Genomic DNA, 18,329 nt, shown 5'->3' with positions numbered 1-18,329 from the left:
GGTTAGGTACGTTGATTTGATATGATTTGTGGAGATGTACAGTAATATTTGTGTTCTGCCTGAGGTTTTCTGTTATTTCTAAAACCATAAATAGGGGGATTCAACAATGAAATTGAAGAAATTGAGAGAGCTTTTTTACGGGCTCGGAATAGAAGGACTCCTTGTCACAAGTCAAGTTAACCTCCAGTATATGACCGGGTTTACCGGTTCATCCGGTCTTGCGGTTATATCGGAGGACAGAGCTGTCTTTATCACAGATTTCCGTTATACTGAGCAGGCTAAAAGACAAGTCGTCAACGGCTTTGAAATTATCGAACATACTGGAGGTATGAGTGCAACAACAGTTGATGTTATAAAAGAAATGGGATTGAAAAAAATCGGTTTTGAACAGGATAAAATGACATATGGAATGTATGCAAATTATAAGCATGCTCTTGGGGCAGTTGAATTTATTCCGGTTTCAAGATCTGTGGAAAGGTTACGCTTGATTAAGTCAAGTGAAGAGATTAAGATATTAAAGGAAGCTGCAAAGATTGCAGATGCTGCATTCAGCCATATTTTAACGGTTATCAAGCCAGGTATGACAGAAATTTCAGTTGCCAATGAACTTGAGTTTTACATGAGAAGTCAGGGAGCGGATCATTCATCATTTGACATGATTGTGGCATCAGGGCTTCGTTCAAGCTTGCCTCACGGAGTGGCAAGTAGCAAAATTGTTGAAAAGGGTGATTTTGTAACCTTGGATTTCGGGGCTTATTATAAAGGTTACTGCTCAGATATAACCCGAACAATTGCAGTGGGGGAACCAAGTGATGAGCTGAAAAACATTTATCAAATTGTGTTTGAAGCGCAAATGATCGGCATGACGAATATTAAACCAGGTATCAGTGGAAAGCAGGCTGATGCCTATACAAGAGATCATATCACTTCTAAAGGTTATGGTGACTATTTTGGGCATTCTACAGGTCATGGTCTTGGTATGGAAGTTCATGAAAGTCCAGCACTCTCAGTTCGTTCTGACCAAACCCTTGAAAGAGGCATGGTTGTAACCGTTGAACCAGGAATCTACATACCCGGCACGGGTGGTGTTAGAATAGAGGACGATATTGTCCTGACTGACAAAGGGAATGAATCTCTTACCCACTCTGCAAAACACTTAATTATTTTATAATCAGTTTGAATTGGATTTTAGGAGGATAAGCAAATCATGATTTCAGTAAACGATTTTCGTACAGGTTTAACGATAGAGGTAGACGGGGGGATTTGGCGTGTTATGGACTTCCAACATGTCAAACCAGGAAAGGGAGCGGCATTTGTCCGTTCAAAATTAAGAAATCTTCGCACAGGGGCTGTTCAGGAAAAAACATTCCGTGCGGGTGAGAAAGTGGCGCGGGCTCAAATTGAAACAAAAACAATGCAGTATTTATATGCAAATGGTGATCAACACGTTTTTATGGATACGGAGACATATGAGCAGCTTGAACTAAATGCTTCTCAAATTGAAGAAGAATTGAAATTTTTACTAGAAAACATGTCTGTTCATATCGTCATGTATCAGACTGAAACAATTGGAATTGAATTACCGAACACTGTTGAACTGAAAGTTGTTGAAACAGAACCGGGCATTAAAGGTGATACAGCTTCAGGTGGTACAAAACCAGCAAAAACAGAAACAGGTTTAGTTGTTAATGTACCGTTCTTCGTAAACGAAGGAGATACACTCGTTGTCAACACTTCTGACGGATCATATGTATCAAGAGCATAGAAAAAATCGGAAACTGTTCTAAAAGGTCATAGGAATTGACCTTTAGGACAGTTTTTTTTGTAAGCAATCCCGCCTCTCCTTCTACCCCTACCAACAACATGAACATGGTCAGCTGTTATTTGTGATCGTCAAGAAAGAGTCAGATAACATGAGCGAAACTGTCGTAAACAATTTTCCCCTTCCCAATCTATTGATTTTACCTTTTATAAAAAAATGAGAAGACTACTTTTTTTAGATAGAGCATAGATTGTAAAAAAAGCCGAGGTGATACTGGAGGTTTACAAAATGAAGTTTTTATTTGGACAAGCCAACCCAGCTGTTTTAACTATGGCAATGTTAAGAATGTTATCATCCTTAATCGAGTTGACAGCAGCTGTTGTCATGTTGCTGGTGAATGATGTAAAAAAAGCAGTTGTCGTAAACAGTGTTCTTGCTATGGTCGGACCGATCATCTTTATCATCACAATGACGATTGGAATATATCAAATTGCAGGACAGCTTTCATATGCGAAACTTATTCTTATTTTTACGGGTGTTGTTTTCATTATTGCAGGAATCTACAAATAGATTTCTAAAGAGGGCTTGTCATAAAGTCTTTCTTTGGACATACATTTTTATAAAAGACATAGCAAAAAAAGAGGAGGGAGTGTTTTTGCATCGCATCATAGAGATTCTCCCTGACACGATTAAACAAGCGCTTAGTGGGCTTAGTCAACAAGAAGTTGACCAAATAGAAGAAATCCGAATCAGGACAAGTCGTCCGCTGGAATTAATCAACAAAGGGCAACCTCATTTTTTGAATTATAAAGCAACACTAAAAGATACAACAATACTTTTGAACCGATTAGGTAATTACAGTATGTACACACTTGAAGAGGAGCTAAAAAAAGGTTATGTCACAATTAAAGGCGGACATCGAGTTGGGCTTTGCGGCAGGGTCATTTTAGAAAACGGTGTCGTAAAGGGAATCAGAGAGATCTCGTCATTTAATATTCGAATCGCCAAAGAAAAGATTGGTATTGCAAAGCCGTATGTCCCGCATCTATTTAACAAAGTATGGTTAAATACGCTCATTATCGGTCCACCACAAACAGGTAAAACAACCTTGCTTAGAGATCTTGCCAGACTGATGAGCGCCGGAAGCGGACAGATCCAGGCTAAAAAAGTCGCGATTATTGATGAAAGATCAGAAATAGCCGGCTGTGTAGATGGAATACCTCAGTATCAATTTGGTCATCGTATTGACATTCTTGATGCTTGTCCAAAGGCTGAGGGGTTAATGATGATGATCAGGTCGATGAGTCCGGAAGTCATCATTGCAGATGAGATTGGCAAGATGGAAGACGCTGAAGCTTTATTAGAAGCGATCCATGCCGGTGTGTCAGTGATTGTTTCAGCTCATGCGTTCACATATTCCGATTTGCAAAAAAGACCTTCATTGAAAGTTCTTTTAGAAAACGGTGTGTTCCAGCGAGTTGTTGAACTATCTAGAAACAACGGACCTGGAAGCCTAAACAGGATTTATAACGGGGAAGGTAAACCAATGAGAAACACTGAGAAGGTTTTATCATGCTGAAACTTTTAGGGGCGGCATTTATTTTGGTAACGGTCACATGGATGGGTTTTGAAATGGCCAAACCTTTCAGTGAAAGACCGAAGCAAATCCGTCAACTTTTGGCCGCTTTGCAGTCACTAGAAGCTGAAATTATGTATGGACATACACCGCTATGCCTAGCCTCAAAACATGTTGCCAATCAGCTTGCAAAGCCCATTTCCTCCTTGTTTGTAGATTTTGCCGAAAAACTTGAAGAAGGCAGAGCAACAGCAGGTTTAGCTTGGGAGGATAGTTTGCGGAAGGTGTGGCCAGAAACAGCACTCAAAAAAAAAGAAATTGATATCTTAAAACAGTTTGGGGAAACACTTGGCAAGCATGATCTGATTTCTCAACAAAAGCATATTAAATTGGCGATCACTCATTTAAAAACAGAAGAAGCCGAAGCAAATCTTGCTCAGGCAAAAAATGAAAAAATGGTAAAAAGCCTCGGGTTTTTAGCTGGGTTATTACTGATTCTTCTATTGATGTAAAAGAGGGGAGCACACATGAAATGGGAGTAGACGTAAATGTTATTTTTCAAATAGCAGGCGTGGGAATTGTTGTCGCTTTTCTTCACACCATTCTCGATCAAATGGGTAAGAAAGAATACGCTCAATGGGTTACACTGCTGGGGTTTATTTATATTTTATTCATGGTCGCTACCATCGTTGATGATTTGTTTCAAAAGATAAAAGCTGTCTTTCTATTTCAGGGATAGGGGGGGCTTGCTCATTGAGATCGTTCAAATCGTTGGATTAGGAATGATTGCGACCTTCCTCAGCCTGATTGTCAAAGAGCAAAAACCAACATTTGCTTTTATGATCATCGTGTTTACCGGTTGTGCTATTTTTTTATTTTTAGTAGATCAAGTCTACCACATCATTCGCATGATCGAGAAGATCGCCTCCAACGCAAATATCAATATGACATATGTTGAAACCATTCTGAAAATTATTGGAATTGCTTATATTGCTGAGTTTGGCGCCCAGATAACAAAAGATGCTGGACAAGGAGCGATCGCCTCAAAAATTGAGCTGGCAGGCAAAATTCTCATATTAGTTATGGCTATCCCAATCTTAACTGTCATTATTGAAACCATCATTAAGTTGATTCCTTCTATGTCTTAATTAAAGGAGGATTTTTGAATGTGAAGCGTGCTCTAGTCTGGCTGTTTGTCATTGGAATTGCTTGCACCGGGTCCCGACATGTACAAGCTTCGGAAAATCATGGGGAAACGGTAGAACCCGCTAGGAAAACAGCAGAAATGATGGCAGAAAAACAAATGGATTCACTGGAAATCGATCGGGTCTCAGAGTTCTGGAATAAGATCATGACTGAATATGGCGGGCATCTTCCAGAAAGTCAAAAAGGGAGTTTGTTGGAATTTATTAAGGGAGATAAGCATTTTTCGCCAGAAGAATGGGTCAAGGCCCTTTTTTCTTACTTATTTCATGAAGTACTAACGAATGGAAAACTGCTGGGGACGCTCATCCTTTTAACAATATTTTGTACACTATTACAACTTTTACAAAATGCATTTCAACAAAGTACGGTAAGTAAAGTGGCTTATGCAATTGTATACATGGTGTTAATTATTTTGGCTTTAAACAGTTTTCAGGTTGCGATCGCATATGCGAATCAAACCATTCAAACAATGACCAGCTTTATCTTGGCACTTATTCCGATGCTTCTTGCCCTTATGACAACATCTGGAGGTGCTGCTTCAGCCGCTTTCTTCCATCCAGTCATTCTCTTTTTAATGAATACGAGCGGTCTGTTTATCCAGTATGTTGTGCTCCCACTTTTATTTTTATCAGCTATTCTGAGCATTGTCAGTACGATGACAGAACAATATAAAGTCACACAGCTTGCCCAACTGCTAAGGAATGCTGCGATTGGCACACTTGCCGCGTTTCTAACAATATTTCTAGGTGTTATCTCTGTTCAGGGGGCTTCAGCTGCAGTAGCGGACGGAATTGCTTTAAGGACGGCAAAGTTTATTACGGGAAATTTCATTCCCGTATTGGGTCGAATGTTTACTGAAGCAACAGATACAGTCATCAGTGCGTCCCTTTTGCTTAAAAATACTGTCGGGATTTTAGGAGTGGCGATCTTATTATGTATTGCGGCATTTCCGGCTATTAAAGTGCTCTCACTAGCTCTCATTTACAAACTGGCCGCCGCAGTTTTGCAGCCTTTGGGAGGAGGCCCAGTAATCAGCTGTCTTGGTGTCATCAGCAAAAGCGTGATCTATATTTTTGCGGCAATGGCTATCGTTTCGCTCATGTTTTTCCTAAGTTTAACTGTGATCATTACCGCAGGGAATCTGACCATGATGATAAAGTAGGGGGGTCTGTCGTGGGATTTTTGACAGAATGGCTGACAAATATTATCTTGTTTATCTTGCTTGCAACGATTATCGATATGCTCTTGCCAAATTCGAGCATGAAAAAATACGCAAAAATGGTGATCAGCCTACTCTTGATTGTCGTGATCTTAAACCCAATCTTTAAACTGTTCCGCACAGATCCAGATATTATTTTTGAACAATTGACCAAAAATGGACAAGTTCGTCCAGAAAAAATAAAAAGTCAGCTAAATTCAGAAAAAAAAGAAATACAAGCTTCACAACAAGCATATATTTTAGAACAGATGGCAGACCAATTAAAAAACAATGCAGAGGAGCTGTTCAATCATGACAAATATGTAATAGATCAAGTTAAACTCTCAGCCGCTGGTGAGGTCAAGTCAGAGAAGGATGTTCTTGAAAAAATAAAAGTCGCTGTTTTTATGGATTCCGCTTCCCAAAAAACTGTCCAAGCTATTTCTCCTGTTGAAATTGATACAGAGGAAAGTTACCAATCCAAACACGAACAAAACGAAAAAGAGATTGAAAAATTAAAACATCAGCTTGCAGACATTTGGGAAATAAGCCCCGATAAGATTACTGTTCATATAGAAGGGGGGGAACAAAGCGGCAATGAACAAAAGAACATGGATCGACAAGCTGATCGGTAACTTGCTCCCAAAAGAGGGAAAAACGAAACTGACAAAATATCACTATTTTTTACTTCTATTTGTTCTAGGTGTTTCCTTCATGCTCTTAAGCCAAATCTTTTCTTCCGAGCCTTCTCAAGATCAAGCGGCTTTTCCAGCATCATCGAAAACGCAAACTGACAGCTCTAAAGCTGGCCGTGAAAAAGAAGTATTTAAACCTTCAGGAACTGATAAACCAAAGGACTCTATTAAAGATTATGAACAAGAGTATGAGAATCAATTGAAAGAAATATTAGAAACGATCATCGGTGTTGAGGATGTATCAATTGTTGTCAATGTTGATGCAACATCATTGAAAGTGTTTGAAAAAAATCGAAAATCACAAGAAACAACTACAGATGAAACGGATAAACAAGGTGGTAAACGAACCGTCTCAGAACACAATTCCGATGAAGAGATCGTCATCATCAAAAATGGCGAGACGGAAACTCCAGTTATTGTTCAGACGAAAAAGCCTGATATTAGAGGTGTACTCGTTGTCGCTCAAGGAGTGGACAACGTTCAAATAAAAAAGACTATTATTGAAGCGGTGACAAGGGTACTTGATGTTCCAAGCCATCGTGTCGCTGTTGCCCCTAAAAAAATGAAGGAGGATTCATAAATGATGCTGAAAAAACAAACGGTTTGGCTACTTACAATGTTAAGTCTCGTTGTTGTGCTAAGTGTTTACTACATTATGTCCCCTGAAGGTGAAAATGCCGTCTCCATTGATAAAGAACAAGTCGCTTCAGAAAAAGAAAAGCCGATAGAGGAGAAACCTGTTAAAGAAAAAGATATAGAATCAAAAGACAAACCTGAAGGTAAACAAGATAAAGAAACTTCCGCTCACGAACAAAGTGATCAAAATGCTAATGTTGTGACAAAGGAATCTTCTGATAAAGATTTATTTACAACCTATCGGATGGAAATGGAAGATCAGCGCAGCAAAATGAGAGAAGAATTAAACGAAATTGTCAGGAGTGACAAAGCATCCGCAAAAGAAAAAAGTGAAGCTTATGATAAAATGACGGCGTTAAGCGATGCGGAAGGTACAGAAAAAACATTGGAAACCCTTATTAAAACAAAAGGATATGAAGATGCTTTGGTTAATGCCGATGGTGATAAAGTAAATATTACCGTCAAATCAAAGGATCATTCAAAATCAGCAGCTATTGATATCATCGATATCGTCAAAAAAGAAGTGAACAAACTAAATGATGTTGCGATCACATTTGAACCTGCAAAATAAAAAGATTTCCCGCCATGAAAAGGCGGGATTTTTTTAAAATGATTTGGCTATGCCGGGGGTTCGAGAGAGCTTATAGCGTGGTCATAAAAAAACCTCACTTCATGGTAGGATAAAGTTGGTTTCCCGATCACTTCATCCCACCATAGAAGGAGGTATGCCCTCGTGAAGGACATGAACAGTTTATCACACACAATGGAATTGTAAGTATCACGTAGTTTTTGCCCCAAAGTACAGAAGACAGATGATTTATGGAAAATATAAAAAGAGCATTAGGCAAATCATAAGAGATTTATGTGAATGGAAAGGTGTGATCATCCATGAAGCAAATGCTTGTCCAGATCACATCCATATGTTAGTACATATCCCGCCGAAATGAAGTGTATCTCAATTCATGGGTTACTTAAAAGGAAAAAGTAGTCTTATGATATTTGATCGACATGCCAACTTGAAATATCGATATGGGAATCGAAAATTTTGGTGTCGGGGTTTCTATGTAGATACAGTGGGTAGAAATAAGAAACAAATACAAGAATATATTAGAAATCAGCTAAAAGATGACTATATAGCAGATCAAACATTGTTTGAAGAATATGACCCATTTACTAACCTTTTCAGCGGGCCTTTTAGGCCGAGGCCGGTAACAGAGGCTTTCAGCCGCAGAGCAAGGAGCTGTCTAAAAAGTCCTTTTTCAACATAAATCAGCGAGCAAATTCCCCAATTTTTATTCATCCACACGACTTTCAGAACAGCCCCTTTGATTCATGAAATGAATGCCGAGAGAGAGAGCTGTCATCTTGTAGTTGAATTCACTCTCCTACTCCTGTAAGATGAATATAGTATGTACTTTTAGTACTAACTAATAATGAAAAATTTATTCATTAGGAGTGCGATAGCATGTTAAACATTGATGAAATAAGACAACTGATTAAATTAATTGATGAATCGTCAATAGATGAATTTACATATGAAAATGAAGGAACAAAAATAGAGCTTAAAAAGCGAATTAATCAGCCTGTTCAGATGGTTCAAGAAGCGCCAGTTGTCTCTACACAAGCTTCTCCTGTACAAGCTCAAGTACAGCAGTCTCCTGTTCAGGAAAAACCAGTCAACCAGGAAGCGGCAAGTGCACATGAAAACCTACATAAAATCACATCTCCAATGGTTGGAACCTTTTATGCATCATCTTCACCTGATGCTGATCCATATGTAACGATAGGTTCAAAAATAAGTGAATCTACGGTTGTCTGCATTGTGGAAGCGATGAAGCTGTTCAATGAAATTGAAGCTGAAGTGAAAGGCGAAATTGTTGAAGTTCTAGTGGAAAACGGTCAGCTTGTAGAATATGGACAACCTTTATTTTTAGTAAAAGCAGAGTAAGGAGTATTAAGATGATAAAAAAGCTATTAATTGCGAACAGAGGAGAAATCGCCGTTAGAATCATCAGATCTTGTAAAGAGCTAGGCATTGATACGGTAGCGGTCTACTCAGAAGCAGATAAAGACGCACTTCATGTTCAGATGGCGGATGAAGCATTTTGCATCGGTCCGAAGTTCTCAAAAGACAGCTACTTAAATATTACCAATATTGTGAGTGTTGCTAAGATGACTGGAGCAGACGCGATTCACCCTGGTTATGGTTTCTTAGCTGAAAATGCCGATTTTGCTGAGCTTTGCGAACAAGTAAATGTAACTTTCGTCGGTCCGACAGCAGAAGCCATCTCAAAAATGGGAACGAAAGATGTTGCAAGAGAGACGATGAAAGCGGCCGGTGTCCCGATTGTACCAGGATCTAAAGGGATTATCGAAGAAATCGAAGATGCGGTTTCATTGGCACGTGATATTGGGTATCCTGTAATTATAAAGGCAACAGCAGGCGGTGGTGGAAAAGGCATCCGTATCGCCCGTACGGAAGAAGAATTGATCAACGGCATTAAGATCACACAACAAGAGGCTGCCACAGCATTTGGAAATCCAGGTGTGTACATTGAGAAATATATAGAAGATTTCAGACACGTTGAAATTCAAGTGCTTGCTGATACACATGGAAACACAATTCATCTTGGTGAGCGGGATTGTTCAATTCAAAGGAGGCTGCAAAAGCTACTTGAAGAAACCCCTTCACCTGCTTTAGATGAGAAGATCAGAGAACAGATGGGACAAGCAGCTGTTAAAGCGGCAGAAGCTGTTCAATATACAGGTGCTGGAACGGTTGAATTTATTTACGACTATCGTGAGCAAAAATTTTATTTTATGGAAATGAATACTCGGATTCAGGTTGAACATCCAGTTACTGAGATGGTGACTGGTGTAGACTTAATCAAAGAGCAAATCAAAGTTGCTTCAGGGGAAAGCTTAAGCCTTTCCCAAAATGATGTGACCTTTACCGGATGGGCGATGGAATGTCGGATTAATGCGGAAAATCCTGAGAAAAATTTCATGCCTTCAGCAGGGAAGATCGAGATGTACCTTCCCCCAGGGGGTCTAGGTGTTAGAATCGATTCAGCGGTTTATCCAGGTTACACGATTCCACCTTACTATGACAGCATGATTGCCAAAGTGATCACATATGGAAAGACTAGGGATGAAGCAATCTCAAGAATGAAGCGGGCTTTAAGCGAGTTTGTAATTGAGGGAATTCACACAACAATCCCTTTCCATCTAAAATTATTGGAGCATGAAACATTTGTAAGCGGAGAATTTAATACAAAGTTTTTAGAAATATTTGATGTGATGGGGTCGTAATTTTTACGGAGGTGAGTGAATTGAAAAATGACAATCGTTTATTGGAAATGAGCCAGGAAGAAAATCATTTAGGTAAAGTGGAAATTGCGCCTGAAGTGATTGAGGTTATTTCTGGAATTGCTGCATCTGAAGTCGATGGAATTGCCGAAATGAGAGGTAATTTTGCAACTGGTGTTGTAGAACGGTTTGGAAAGAAAAACCATGGTAAAGGTGTTAAGGTTGATTTGTCTGAAGAGGGAATAACAATTGATGTATATTGCGTGGTATCATTTGGTGTTTCAATCCCGAAAATTGCTAAAACGGTTCAAGATAATATTCGTCAGACGCTCCTTAACATGACTTCTCTTTCTATTAATGAAATTAATGTCCATATCGTAGGCATTCAATTTGATCAAAAAGGACAAGAAGTAGCAATTGATCAAGAGATGTAGTACGACGACTATTTTACAGAAGAACCAAGGGGAATGTCGGCCCTTTGGTTTTTTCATGTTCGATTGATCATTTAGAGCAAAACACGAATATTTTTTAGTGTTTTATCTTTATTATTCGGTTGTATTCACATGCGGAAAGCATAAAAATATGATATGATCTCTTTGTGCCTGAAGCAGCAAAGAGGATTAAAGGAGAAATATAAAGAATGAAAAGAAGAGCAGCAAGAGAAAAGGCTTTACAATCTCTATTCCAGATTGATGTCAGTCATATAGAACCGAAGGAAGCGATGGAACATGCCTTAGGTAGCCAAGAAAGTGATGCATTTTTCGAACAGCTTGTTTATGGAGTTTTAGATCATCAAGCAAAAATCGACGAAATGATTTCACGTCATCTTGTCAATTGGAAACTGGAAAGGTTGGCCAATGTAGATCGTGTTATTTTACGGATTGCAGCTTATGAAATGATGTTCTTAAATGAAATACCAGTAAGCGTCTCTATGAATGAAGCGATTGAACTTGCAAAACAATTTGGAGATGACAAATCGGCGAAGTTTATTAACGGTATGCTTTCTAACATTAAATCTGACTTAGAATAATTTAGGAGGAGAGCAAATGACAGCAACCATCATCGATGGAAAAGAAACAGCAAAACAAAAACGTGGGCAGTTGGCCAAGGAAGTTGAACAACTAAAAAAACAAGGAGTGACTCCGGGATTAGCCGTTATTTTAATTGGTGATGATCCTGCTTCTCTTTCATATGTCCGTGGGAAGAAGAAGGCAGCTGAGGATATGGGAATGCGTTTTCAGTTAGACCATTTTGACGAACATTTCACCGAAGAAGAGCTTCTGGCAGTGATTGACCAATACAACGAGAATGACGACTTTCACGGGATTCTTGTCCAGCTGCCTCTCCCAGATCATATTTCTGAACAAGCGGTGATTGAAAGAATCTCTCCTGATAAAGATGTTGACGGTTTTCACCCATTGAATATCGGGAAAATGTTGCTTGGTGAAGAGACATTCCTGCCTTGCACACCTGCAGGTATTATTGAATTGTTAAACAAAACCAATATTGATTTGTCAGGAAAAGAAGTTGTTGTCGTTGGCAGAAGTCATATTGTTGGTAAACCAGTTGGAATGCTGCTTTTGAATGAAAATGCGACCGTTACATATTGTCACTCAAGAACAGCTGATCTCACAGCTCATACGAAAAAAGCCGATATTCTCATTGTTGCAGTGGGTAAAGCGCATTTTATTCAAGCCGATCAAATAAAAGAAGGGGCAGTTGTGATCGATGTCGGTGTCAACCGGCTTGAAAACGGTAAGCTAGCTGGAGATGTGGCGTTTGAAGAGGTGAAAGAAAAAGCTTCTTATATCACACCAGTCCCAGGTGGTGTCGGTCCGATGACGATTACGATGCTCGCCCATAATACGGTTAAATCTGCAAAACGATTTATTTAACCACTAAGACGTTCATTCGTGAGTAATTGCCGAATGAACGTTCAGTCTGTTTGGCGAGAAAGGAGACTGTACATGAGCGAAGTTTCATTTGTCACGGTCACAGCTTTGACAAAGTATATTAAACGTAAATTTGATGTAGACCCCCATCTTGATGACATTTGGATTAAAGGAGAACTATCAAATGTTAAAATACATAGCAGGGGGCATATTTATTTTACACTAAAAGACGATAACGCTCGCATCCAGGCGATAATGTTTGCTAGACAGAATCAAAATCTTGGCTTTACGCCGGAAGATGGAATGAAGGTTTTGGTTAGAGGCGGGATTTCGGTATATGAACCGAGTGGTCATTATCAACTCTATGCCAAAGAAATGCAACCTGATGGAATTGGTGCGTTGTATTTGGCATACGAAGAACTAAAGAAAAAGCTTTCAAAAGAAGGATTATTTGATGAACAATATAAAAAGCCCATTCCTGCTTTTCCATCTACCATTGGTGTAGTGACTTCACCTACGGGAGCGGCTGTACGGGATGTCATCACCACCATTAAAAGAAGATACCCTCTCGTAAAAGTAATTGTCCTCCCAACCCTTGTACAAGGAGACAACGCAAGTCGGTCGATTGTCAAAAGTATCGAGGAGGCCAATCGCAAACAGTTGTGTGATCTATTAATTATCGGACGTGGCGGAGGATCGATTGAAGAACTGTGGGCATTTAATGAAGAGATTGTTGCTAGAGCTATCTTTTCTTCTGATATTCCGATTATTTCTGCTGTCGGTCATGAGACAGACTTTACAATCAGTGATCTAACTGCTGATTTGCGAGCGGCTACTCCGACAGGGGCCGCTGAACTGGCAGTACCCAATATCCTTGACCTAATGGAGCGATTAAAAACATTTGAAGCCAGAATAACGAATATGATGCAACAAGCCTTTAAAAAACAACAGGAGCGCCTCAACACCCTTCAAAGTTCTTACGCTTTCCGGTATCCAAAAAGGCTTTATGCTCAAAAAGAACAAGAATTTGACATTGCATTTGGTCATTTTCAAAGACAGTTAGCATTGACTTTAGACCGGAAAAATCAGAAACTGAATGAACAAACATATAAACTTGAGATGCTTCATCCCCAAGAACAGCTAAGACAGGCGCGAAAACGCCATCATGAGCAAACAAACCGGTTGAAACGAAATATGAATGTTGAGCTTAAGCAAATTCATTCACAGTTTCAAACGATTCTTGGTAAGTTAAATGCATTAAGCCCACTTGAAGTCATGAATAGAGGGTATAGTTTGACATATAAAGAGAACGAACTGATTAAAAGTATTGAACAGGTTCAAGAAAATGATGATATTTTGGTGAAATTAAAGGACGGCACATTAACCTGTAGTGTGCGGCAAAAGAGGGGCGAGAACAATGGCTGAAAAAAATAATGATCAAAACGATATGACATTTGAAGAGGCGATGAAAGGTCTTGAAGAGATTGTATCAAAACTTGAAGAAGGGGACGTGCCTTTGGAAAAAGCGATCGATTATTTCCAGAAAGGCATGGTTTTATCAAAAATGTGCCATGAAAAGCTTCAAAATGTGGAAAAACAAATGGACTACATTTTACGAGAAAATGGTGAGTTAGCTCCTTTTAGTGTTCGGGAGGAGGACAAAGGTGAACAGTAAGCTAGCCGAATTTTTAAAAACGAGAAAAGCCGTCATTGAACAGTGCCTTTTCTCATATATTCAAGAGTTGCAAGCACCTTCAACCCTTAAACAATCTATGCTTTACTCATTGCAAGCGGGTGGGAAAAGGCTGAGACCAATTTTAGTGCTTGCACTTCTGCATGCTTATTGCAAAAAAGAAGAAGATGGTATTCCGGTCGGATGTGCTGTTGAGATGATCCACACCTATTCTCTGATCCATGATGATCTTCCTTGTATGGATGATGATGACCTAAGAAGAGGTAAACCGACAAATCATAAAATCTTTGGTGAAGCAACAGCTGTACTTGCAGGGGATGCGCTCTTGACGGAAAGCTTTAAGATGATCACGACATCCGTTTCTCCTGAAGTATCAGCTGAAAAACGCCTCAAACTAGTCAATGAACTGATTTCAGCAGCAGGTGCAGAAGGTATGGTTGGTGGACAAATTTTAGATATGGAAGCTGAATCAAGACAGATTTCATTAGAAGAATTGCAATCTGTTCATGAAGGGAAAACAGCTAAGTTACTTAGCTTTAGCGTGATAGCAGGGGCTATATTGGCAGATGCGCCTTCAAAAGAAATAGAAAAACTTCGAGAATTCAGCTACCATATTGGGGTTGCTTTCCAAATTAGAGATGATATTTTAGACCTTGAAGGCTCAGAAGCGATAATTGGTAAGCGGACTGGTTCTGATATGACAAATGGAAAATCAACCTATCCATCGCTTCTGTCTTTGGAGGGGGCTAAACAAAAGCTCATTGAACACATTCAAAAAGCCAAGCAAATCATCTCACAACTTTCTTTAGAAAAAGATCTGCTTTGTGAGTTTTGTGATATGATTGCAGATAGAGACCATTAAACGCGTGCTTCGCATTTGAATAAAAAGCTGATTATGATAAAATATAGACAGTTAAATCTTAAAACAACGCGCCGTTATCACGAAGTGTTAGCGGCGGTTTTTTCAGGATTTTATATTTGCGCTCATTGATCTAAAAACAACTTTAGCAAAGCGCATACTTGCAGAAATCATGCTGAAAGTGAGTTGATCCAATTGGATCTATTATCTATAAAAGACCCAACCTTTTTAAAAAACCTTTCAAATCAAGAACTGAGAAGCTTGAGTGCTGAGATTCGCCATTTTCTAGTTGAAACGCTTTCTAAATCAGGAGGGCATATCGGACCTAACCTCGGTGTGGTTGAGCTTACCATTGCACTGCATAAAGAATTTAATAGTCCGAAGGATAAACTTTTGTGGGATGTCGGTCATCAATCATATGTGCACAAGCTCTTGACAGGCCGCGGCAAAGATTTTGAGACACTCCGTCAGCATAAGGGATTGTGCGGATTTCCGAAGCGGAATGAAAGCGAACACGATATTTGGGAAACGGGGCATAGCTCGACTTCGCTTTCCGGAGCAATGGGAATGGCAGTTGCAAGAGATTTAAAAGGGACAAACGAGTATATTATACCAATCATTGGTGATGGCGCACTTACTGGCGGTATGGCACTGGAAGCATTAAATCACATCGGTCATGAACAAAAAGATATGATCGTCATTTTAAATGACAATGAAATGAGTATCGCTCCAAATGTTGGTGCAATTCATACCATGCTTGGAAGATTGCGTACAGCAGGAAAATACCAATGGGTGAAAGACGAGCTCGAATATCTTTTCAAACGAATACCAGCTGTAGGTGGGAAACTTGCAGCCACAGCAGAACGTATTAAAGACAGTTTGAAATATCTTTTAGTATCAGGTATGTTCTTTGAAGAACTCGGCTTCACATATTTAGGGCCTGTAGACGGTCATTCCTATGAAGAGCTGTTTGAAAATATGCAGTACGCCAAAAAAACGAAAGGTCCTGTTCTTCTTCATGTCATTACGAAAAAAGGAAAGGGCTACAAGCCTGCGGAATCCGATAAAATTGGAACATGGCATGGTACAGGTCCTTATAAGATCGATACAGGAGATTTCGTGAAACCAACGGCAGCTGCTCCGTCTTGGAGTGCACTTGTGAGTGAAACCGTTCGTCGGCTGGCTCGTGAAGACAAACGAATCGTGGCAATTACCCCGGCCATGCCTGTCGGTTCAAAACTTGAAGGGTTCGCGAGAGAATTTCCGGATCGAATGATTGATGTCGGGATTGCAGAACAGCATGCTGCTACGATGGCGGCCGGTCTTGCAACACAAAACATGAAACCGTTTCTTGCCATTTATTCAACATTTTTGCAACGTGCATACGATCAAGTTGTTCATGATATTTGCCGGCAAAATTTAAACGTTTTTATCGGGATTGATCGAGCAGGTCTTGTCGGAGCTGATGGTGAAACACATCAAGGTGTATTTGATATTGCTTTTTTGCGACATATTCCGAATTTGGTATTCATGATGCCTAAAGATGAAAATGAAGGTCAACACATGGTCAATACGGCAATACACTATGACGATGGTCCAATCGCTATGCGTTTTCCACGAGGAAACGGACTAGGTGTTAGGCTGGATAAAGATTTAAAAACCATTCCAATTGGAACATGGGAGGTTTTGAAATCTGGTACAGATGCAGTTATCTTGACGTTTGGCACAACCATTCCAATGGCGCTTAGTGCGGCTGAAGAGCTTCAAAAAGAAGGACGCTCGGTCAGGGTAGTAAATGCTCGTTTTATCAAACCATTTGATGAAGAGATGTTGCAAAGTATCCTGAACGAAGGTCTGCCCATTTTAACGATTGAAGAGGCTGTACTACAAGGAGGATTTGGGAGCGCAATTCTTGAGTTTGCTCATGATCACCAGTCCTATAGCCCAATGATTGACCGGATGGGAATCCCTGATCGATTTATTGAACACGGCAGTGTTACATGCCTTCTTGAAGAAATCGGTCTAACAAAAGAGAATGTAATCAAACGCATAAGAATGTTAACACCAGTAAAGACTCATAAAGGAATTGGATCATGACAGTGAAAAAAGAACGGCTCGATGTATTACTAGTAGAAAGAGGATTAATTGAGACAAGAGAAAAAGCAAAAAGAGCCATTATGGCTGGGATTGTTTATACAAATGAAAACCGGTTAGACAAGCCGGGAGAGAAGGTCGACCGCTTAATCCCGTTGACCATTAAAGGAAACCAATTAAAATATGTCAGTAGGGGCGGATTGAAGCTTGAAAAGGCATTAAAAGAGTTTCAGCTTTCACTTCAGGGAAAATTGATGATTGATATTGGCTCATCAACCGGTGGTTTTACAGACTGTGCTCTGCAAAATGGGGCTGCCCGTTCTTATGCGGTTGATGTAGGCTATAATCAGCTTGCTTGGAAGTTGCGCCAAGATGAACGCGTCATCGTCATGGAACGCACTAATTTCCGCTACTGCACCCCCGCTGATTTCACAGAGGGAATGCCAGAGTTTGCAACGATTGATGTATCATTTATTTCGTTAAAAATGATATTGCCAGTGCTTAAAAAGCTCTTAGTACCAGGCAGTGATTGCGTTGTGCTCGTTAAACCTCAATTTGAAGCCGGACGTGAGTTGGTCGGAAAAAAAGGAATTGTTCGCGATCCTATCGTTCATCGTCATGTTTTGAACGATATCAACCAATTTGCCGCAAAACAAGGGTATCATTGTCAAGATGCATCGTTTTCTCCGATTACAGGCGGTGACGGAAATATCGAATTTCTGCTTCATTTAAGATGGAGTGGAAAAGATCAATCTGGTTCACCGATAACAGAGGATAAAATCAGTCAAATTGTTGAAGAAGCCCATAGAACATTAAAAGCAAAGAAATCGGATGAAAAGGAATGATAGCCGGCTATTATTCCTTTTTTACTATATGCGTGTACTTTTTCGTCAAAATCATATAACATAACTGTATAAACATACACGAAATCTGTATAGACAGAGGTGCAAAATGAACAAAGGACAAAGGCATATAAAAATCAGGGAAATTATAACTGCTTATGAAATCGAGACCCAGGATGAACTCGTCGATATTTTAAAAGAAGCCGGCTATAATGTAACACAGGCGACAGTTTCACGTGATATTAAGGAGCTTCATTTAGTAAAAGTTCCGACAAACAGCGGCTCATACAAATATAGTCTTCCTGCAGATCAGCGATTTAACCCGCTTTCCAAACTGAAAAGAGCATTAATGGATGCATTTGTTAAAATTGATTCAGCCAGCCATATGATTATTTTAAAAACAATGCCAGGAAATGCTATGGCAATCGGAGCGTTGATGGACAATTTAGATTGGAAAGAGATCATAGGTACCATCTGTGGCGATGATACCATTTTAATTATTTGCCAAAAGCAAGAAGATACAGCGGTAGTGCAAAAGAAAATTTTGGATCTCTTATAATGTTTAGA

General features: G+C 39.6%; 22 protein-coding genes and 1 pseudogene. All 23 read left to right on the top strand.

Going from position 1 to position 18,329, the window contains the following annotated elements; translation table 11 throughout:
• Positions 1–106: 106 nt before the first annotated feature.
• The 23 genes and pseudogenes from HOO54_RS13725 (at position 107) to ahrC (ending at position 18,321) form a co-directional block, all read left to right on the top strand.
• Positions 107–1,171 carry a M24 family metallopeptidase gene (locus HOO54_RS13725; RefSeq protein WP_172296153.1) on the top strand — a complete coding sequence of 355 codons (1,065 nt, stop codon included), beginning with the start codon at positions 107–109 and terminating at the stop codon, positions 1,169–1,171.
• Positions 1,172–1,207: 36 nt separating this feature from the next.
• A complete protein-coding gene (efp, locus tag HOO54_RS13720; protein ID WP_172296151.1) occupies positions 1,208–1,765 on the top strand; it encodes an elongation factor P in 558 nt (185 codons plus the stop codon).
• A 285-nt stretch (positions 1,766–2,050) separates the two neighbouring features.
• Positions 2,051–2,332: a YqhV family protein gene (locus tag HOO54_RS13715; RefSeq protein ID WP_172296149.1), complete on the top strand. Its 282-nt coding sequence runs from the start codon at positions 2,051–2,053 to the stop codon at positions 2,330–2,332.
• Between the two features lie 85 nt (positions 2,333–2,417).
• Positions 2,418–3,341, top strand: a complete 924-nt coding sequence (spoIIIAA, locus tag HOO54_RS13710; RefSeq protein WP_172296147.1) for a stage III sporulation protein AA — start codon at positions 2,418–2,420, stop codon at positions 3,339–3,341.
• The gene (gene spoIIIAB, locus HOO54_RS13705; RefSeq protein WP_172296145.1) at positions 3,335–3,850 is read left to right on the top strand and encodes a stage III sporulation protein SpoIIIAB; all 516 of its coding nucleotides are present in this window, start codon (positions 3,335–3,337) and stop codon (positions 3,848–3,850) included. The genes spoIIIAA and spoIIIAB overlap by 7 nt, the downstream gene beginning before the upstream one ends.
• A gap of 20 nt (positions 3,851–3,870) precedes the next feature.
• Positions 3,871–4,077 (top strand): stage III sporulation protein AC, encoded by a 207-nt coding sequence (spoIIIAC, locus tag HOO54_RS13700; protein ID WP_172296143.1) that lies wholly within the window; start codon positions 3,871–3,873, stop codon positions 4,075–4,077.
• 7 nt (positions 4,078–4,084) lie between these two features.
• Positions 4,085–4,486: a stage III sporulation protein AD gene (gene spoIIIAD / locus HOO54_RS13695; protein ID WP_172296141.1), complete on the top strand. Its 402-nt coding sequence runs from the start codon at positions 4,085–4,087 to the stop codon at positions 4,484–4,486.
• A gap of 20 nt (positions 4,487–4,506) precedes the next feature.
• Positions 4,507–5,706 (top strand): stage III sporulation protein AE, encoded by a 1,200-nt coding sequence (gene spoIIIAE / locus HOO54_RS13690; RefSeq protein ID WP_172296139.1) that lies wholly within the window; start codon positions 4,507–4,509, stop codon positions 5,704–5,706.
• 11 nt (positions 5,707–5,717) lie between these two features.
• Positions 5,718–6,377, top strand: coding sequence for a stage III sporulation protein AF (gene spoIIIAF, locus HOO54_RS13685; protein ID WP_172296137.1), 660 nt, complete (start codon positions 5,718–5,720; stop codon positions 6,375–6,377).
• Positions 6,340–7,017 (top strand): stage III sporulation protein AG, encoded by a 678-nt coding sequence (spoIIIAG, locus tag HOO54_RS13680; RefSeq protein WP_172296135.1) that lies wholly within the window; start codon positions 6,340–6,342, stop codon positions 7,015–7,017. Before spoIIIAF ends, spoIIIAG begins: the two co-directional genes overlap by 38 nt.
• A 3-nt stretch (positions 7,018–7,020) precedes the next feature.
• Entirely contained in the window at positions 7,021–7,644 is a 624-nt protein-coding gene (locus HOO54_RS13675) for a SpoIIIAH-like family protein (protein WP_172299553.1), read from the top strand.
• 171 nt (positions 7,645–7,815) lie between these two features.
• Positions 7,816–8,341 (top strand): annotated as a pseudogene (tnpA, locus tag HOO54_RS13670) (IS200/IS605 family transposase).
• Between the two features lie 197 nt (positions 8,342–8,538).
• Positions 8,539–9,021, top strand: a complete 483-nt coding sequence (gene accB, locus HOO54_RS13665; protein ID WP_172296133.1) for an acetyl-CoA carboxylase biotin carboxyl carrier protein — start codon at positions 8,539–8,541, stop codon at positions 9,019–9,021.
• An 11-nt stretch (positions 9,022–9,032) separates the two neighbouring features.
• Positions 9,033–10,385: an acetyl-CoA carboxylase biotin carboxylase subunit gene (gene accC / locus HOO54_RS13660; protein WP_172296131.1), complete on the top strand. Its 1,353-nt coding sequence runs from the start codon at positions 9,033–9,035 to the stop codon at positions 10,383–10,385.
• Between the two features lie 47 nt (positions 10,386–10,432).
• Complete coding sequence (locus HOO54_RS13655; RefSeq protein ID WP_172299551.1) at positions 10,433–10,816, top strand: Asp23/Gls24 family envelope stress response protein; 384 nt, start codon at positions 10,433–10,435, stop codon at positions 10,814–10,816.
• 206 nt (positions 10,817–11,022) lie between these two features.
• Entirely contained in the window at positions 11,023–11,412 is a 390-nt protein-coding gene (nusB, locus tag HOO54_RS13650; protein ID WP_172296129.1) for a transcription antitermination factor NusB, read from the top strand.
• Positions 11,413–11,428: 16 nt separating this feature from the next.
• On the top strand, positions 11,429–12,277 hold the full coding sequence (gene folD / locus HOO54_RS13645; RefSeq protein ID WP_172296127.1) for a bifunctional methylenetetrahydrofolate dehydrogenase/methenyltetrahydrofolate cyclohydrolase FolD: 849 nt from the start codon (positions 11,429–11,431) through the stop codon (positions 12,275–12,277).
• Between the two features lie 72 nt (positions 12,278–12,349).
• Positions 12,350–13,699 carry an exodeoxyribonuclease VII large subunit gene (gene xseA / locus HOO54_RS13640; RefSeq protein WP_172296125.1) on the top strand — a complete coding sequence of 450 codons (1,350 nt, stop codon included), beginning with the start codon at positions 12,350–12,352 and terminating at the stop codon, positions 13,697–13,699.
• Entirely contained in the window at positions 13,692–13,949 is a 258-nt protein-coding gene (locus HOO54_RS13635) for an exodeoxyribonuclease VII small subunit (protein ID WP_172296123.1), read from the top strand. The genes xseA and HOO54_RS13635 overlap by 8 nt, the downstream gene beginning before the upstream one ends.
• A complete protein-coding gene (locus HOO54_RS13630; protein WP_172296121.1) occupies positions 13,939–14,829 on the top strand; it encodes a polyprenyl synthetase family protein in 891 nt (296 codons plus the stop codon). The genes HOO54_RS13635 and HOO54_RS13630 overlap by 11 nt, the downstream gene beginning before the upstream one ends.
• 192 nt (positions 14,830–15,021) lie before the next feature.
• Positions 15,022–16,923 (top strand): 1-deoxy-D-xylulose-5-phosphate synthase, encoded by a 1,902-nt coding sequence (dxs, locus tag HOO54_RS13625; RefSeq protein WP_172296119.1) that lies wholly within the window; start codon positions 15,022–15,024, stop codon positions 16,921–16,923.
• Positions 16,920–17,765: a TlyA family RNA methyltransferase gene (locus HOO54_RS13620; RefSeq protein WP_172296117.1), complete on the top strand. Its 846-nt coding sequence runs from the start codon at positions 16,920–16,922 to the stop codon at positions 17,763–17,765. The genes dxs and HOO54_RS13620 overlap by 4 nt, the downstream gene beginning before the upstream one ends.
• Positions 17,766–17,871: 106 nt before the next feature.
• Positions 17,872–18,321 carry a transcriptional regulator AhrC/ArgR gene (ahrC, locus tag HOO54_RS13615; RefSeq protein WP_172296115.1) on the top strand — a complete coding sequence of 150 codons (450 nt, stop codon included), beginning with the start codon at positions 17,872–17,874 and terminating at the stop codon, positions 18,319–18,321.
• Positions 18,322–18,329: the final 8 nt, after the last annotated feature.

It is taken from the genome of Bacillus sp. WMMC1349 (assembly GCF_013155385.1).
Lineage (GTDB): Bacteria > Bacillota > Bacilli > Bacillales > Bacillaceae > Bacillus.
Note: the sequence above shows the minus strand (reverse complement) of the source record. Positions and strands in the feature narration are given on the sequence as shown.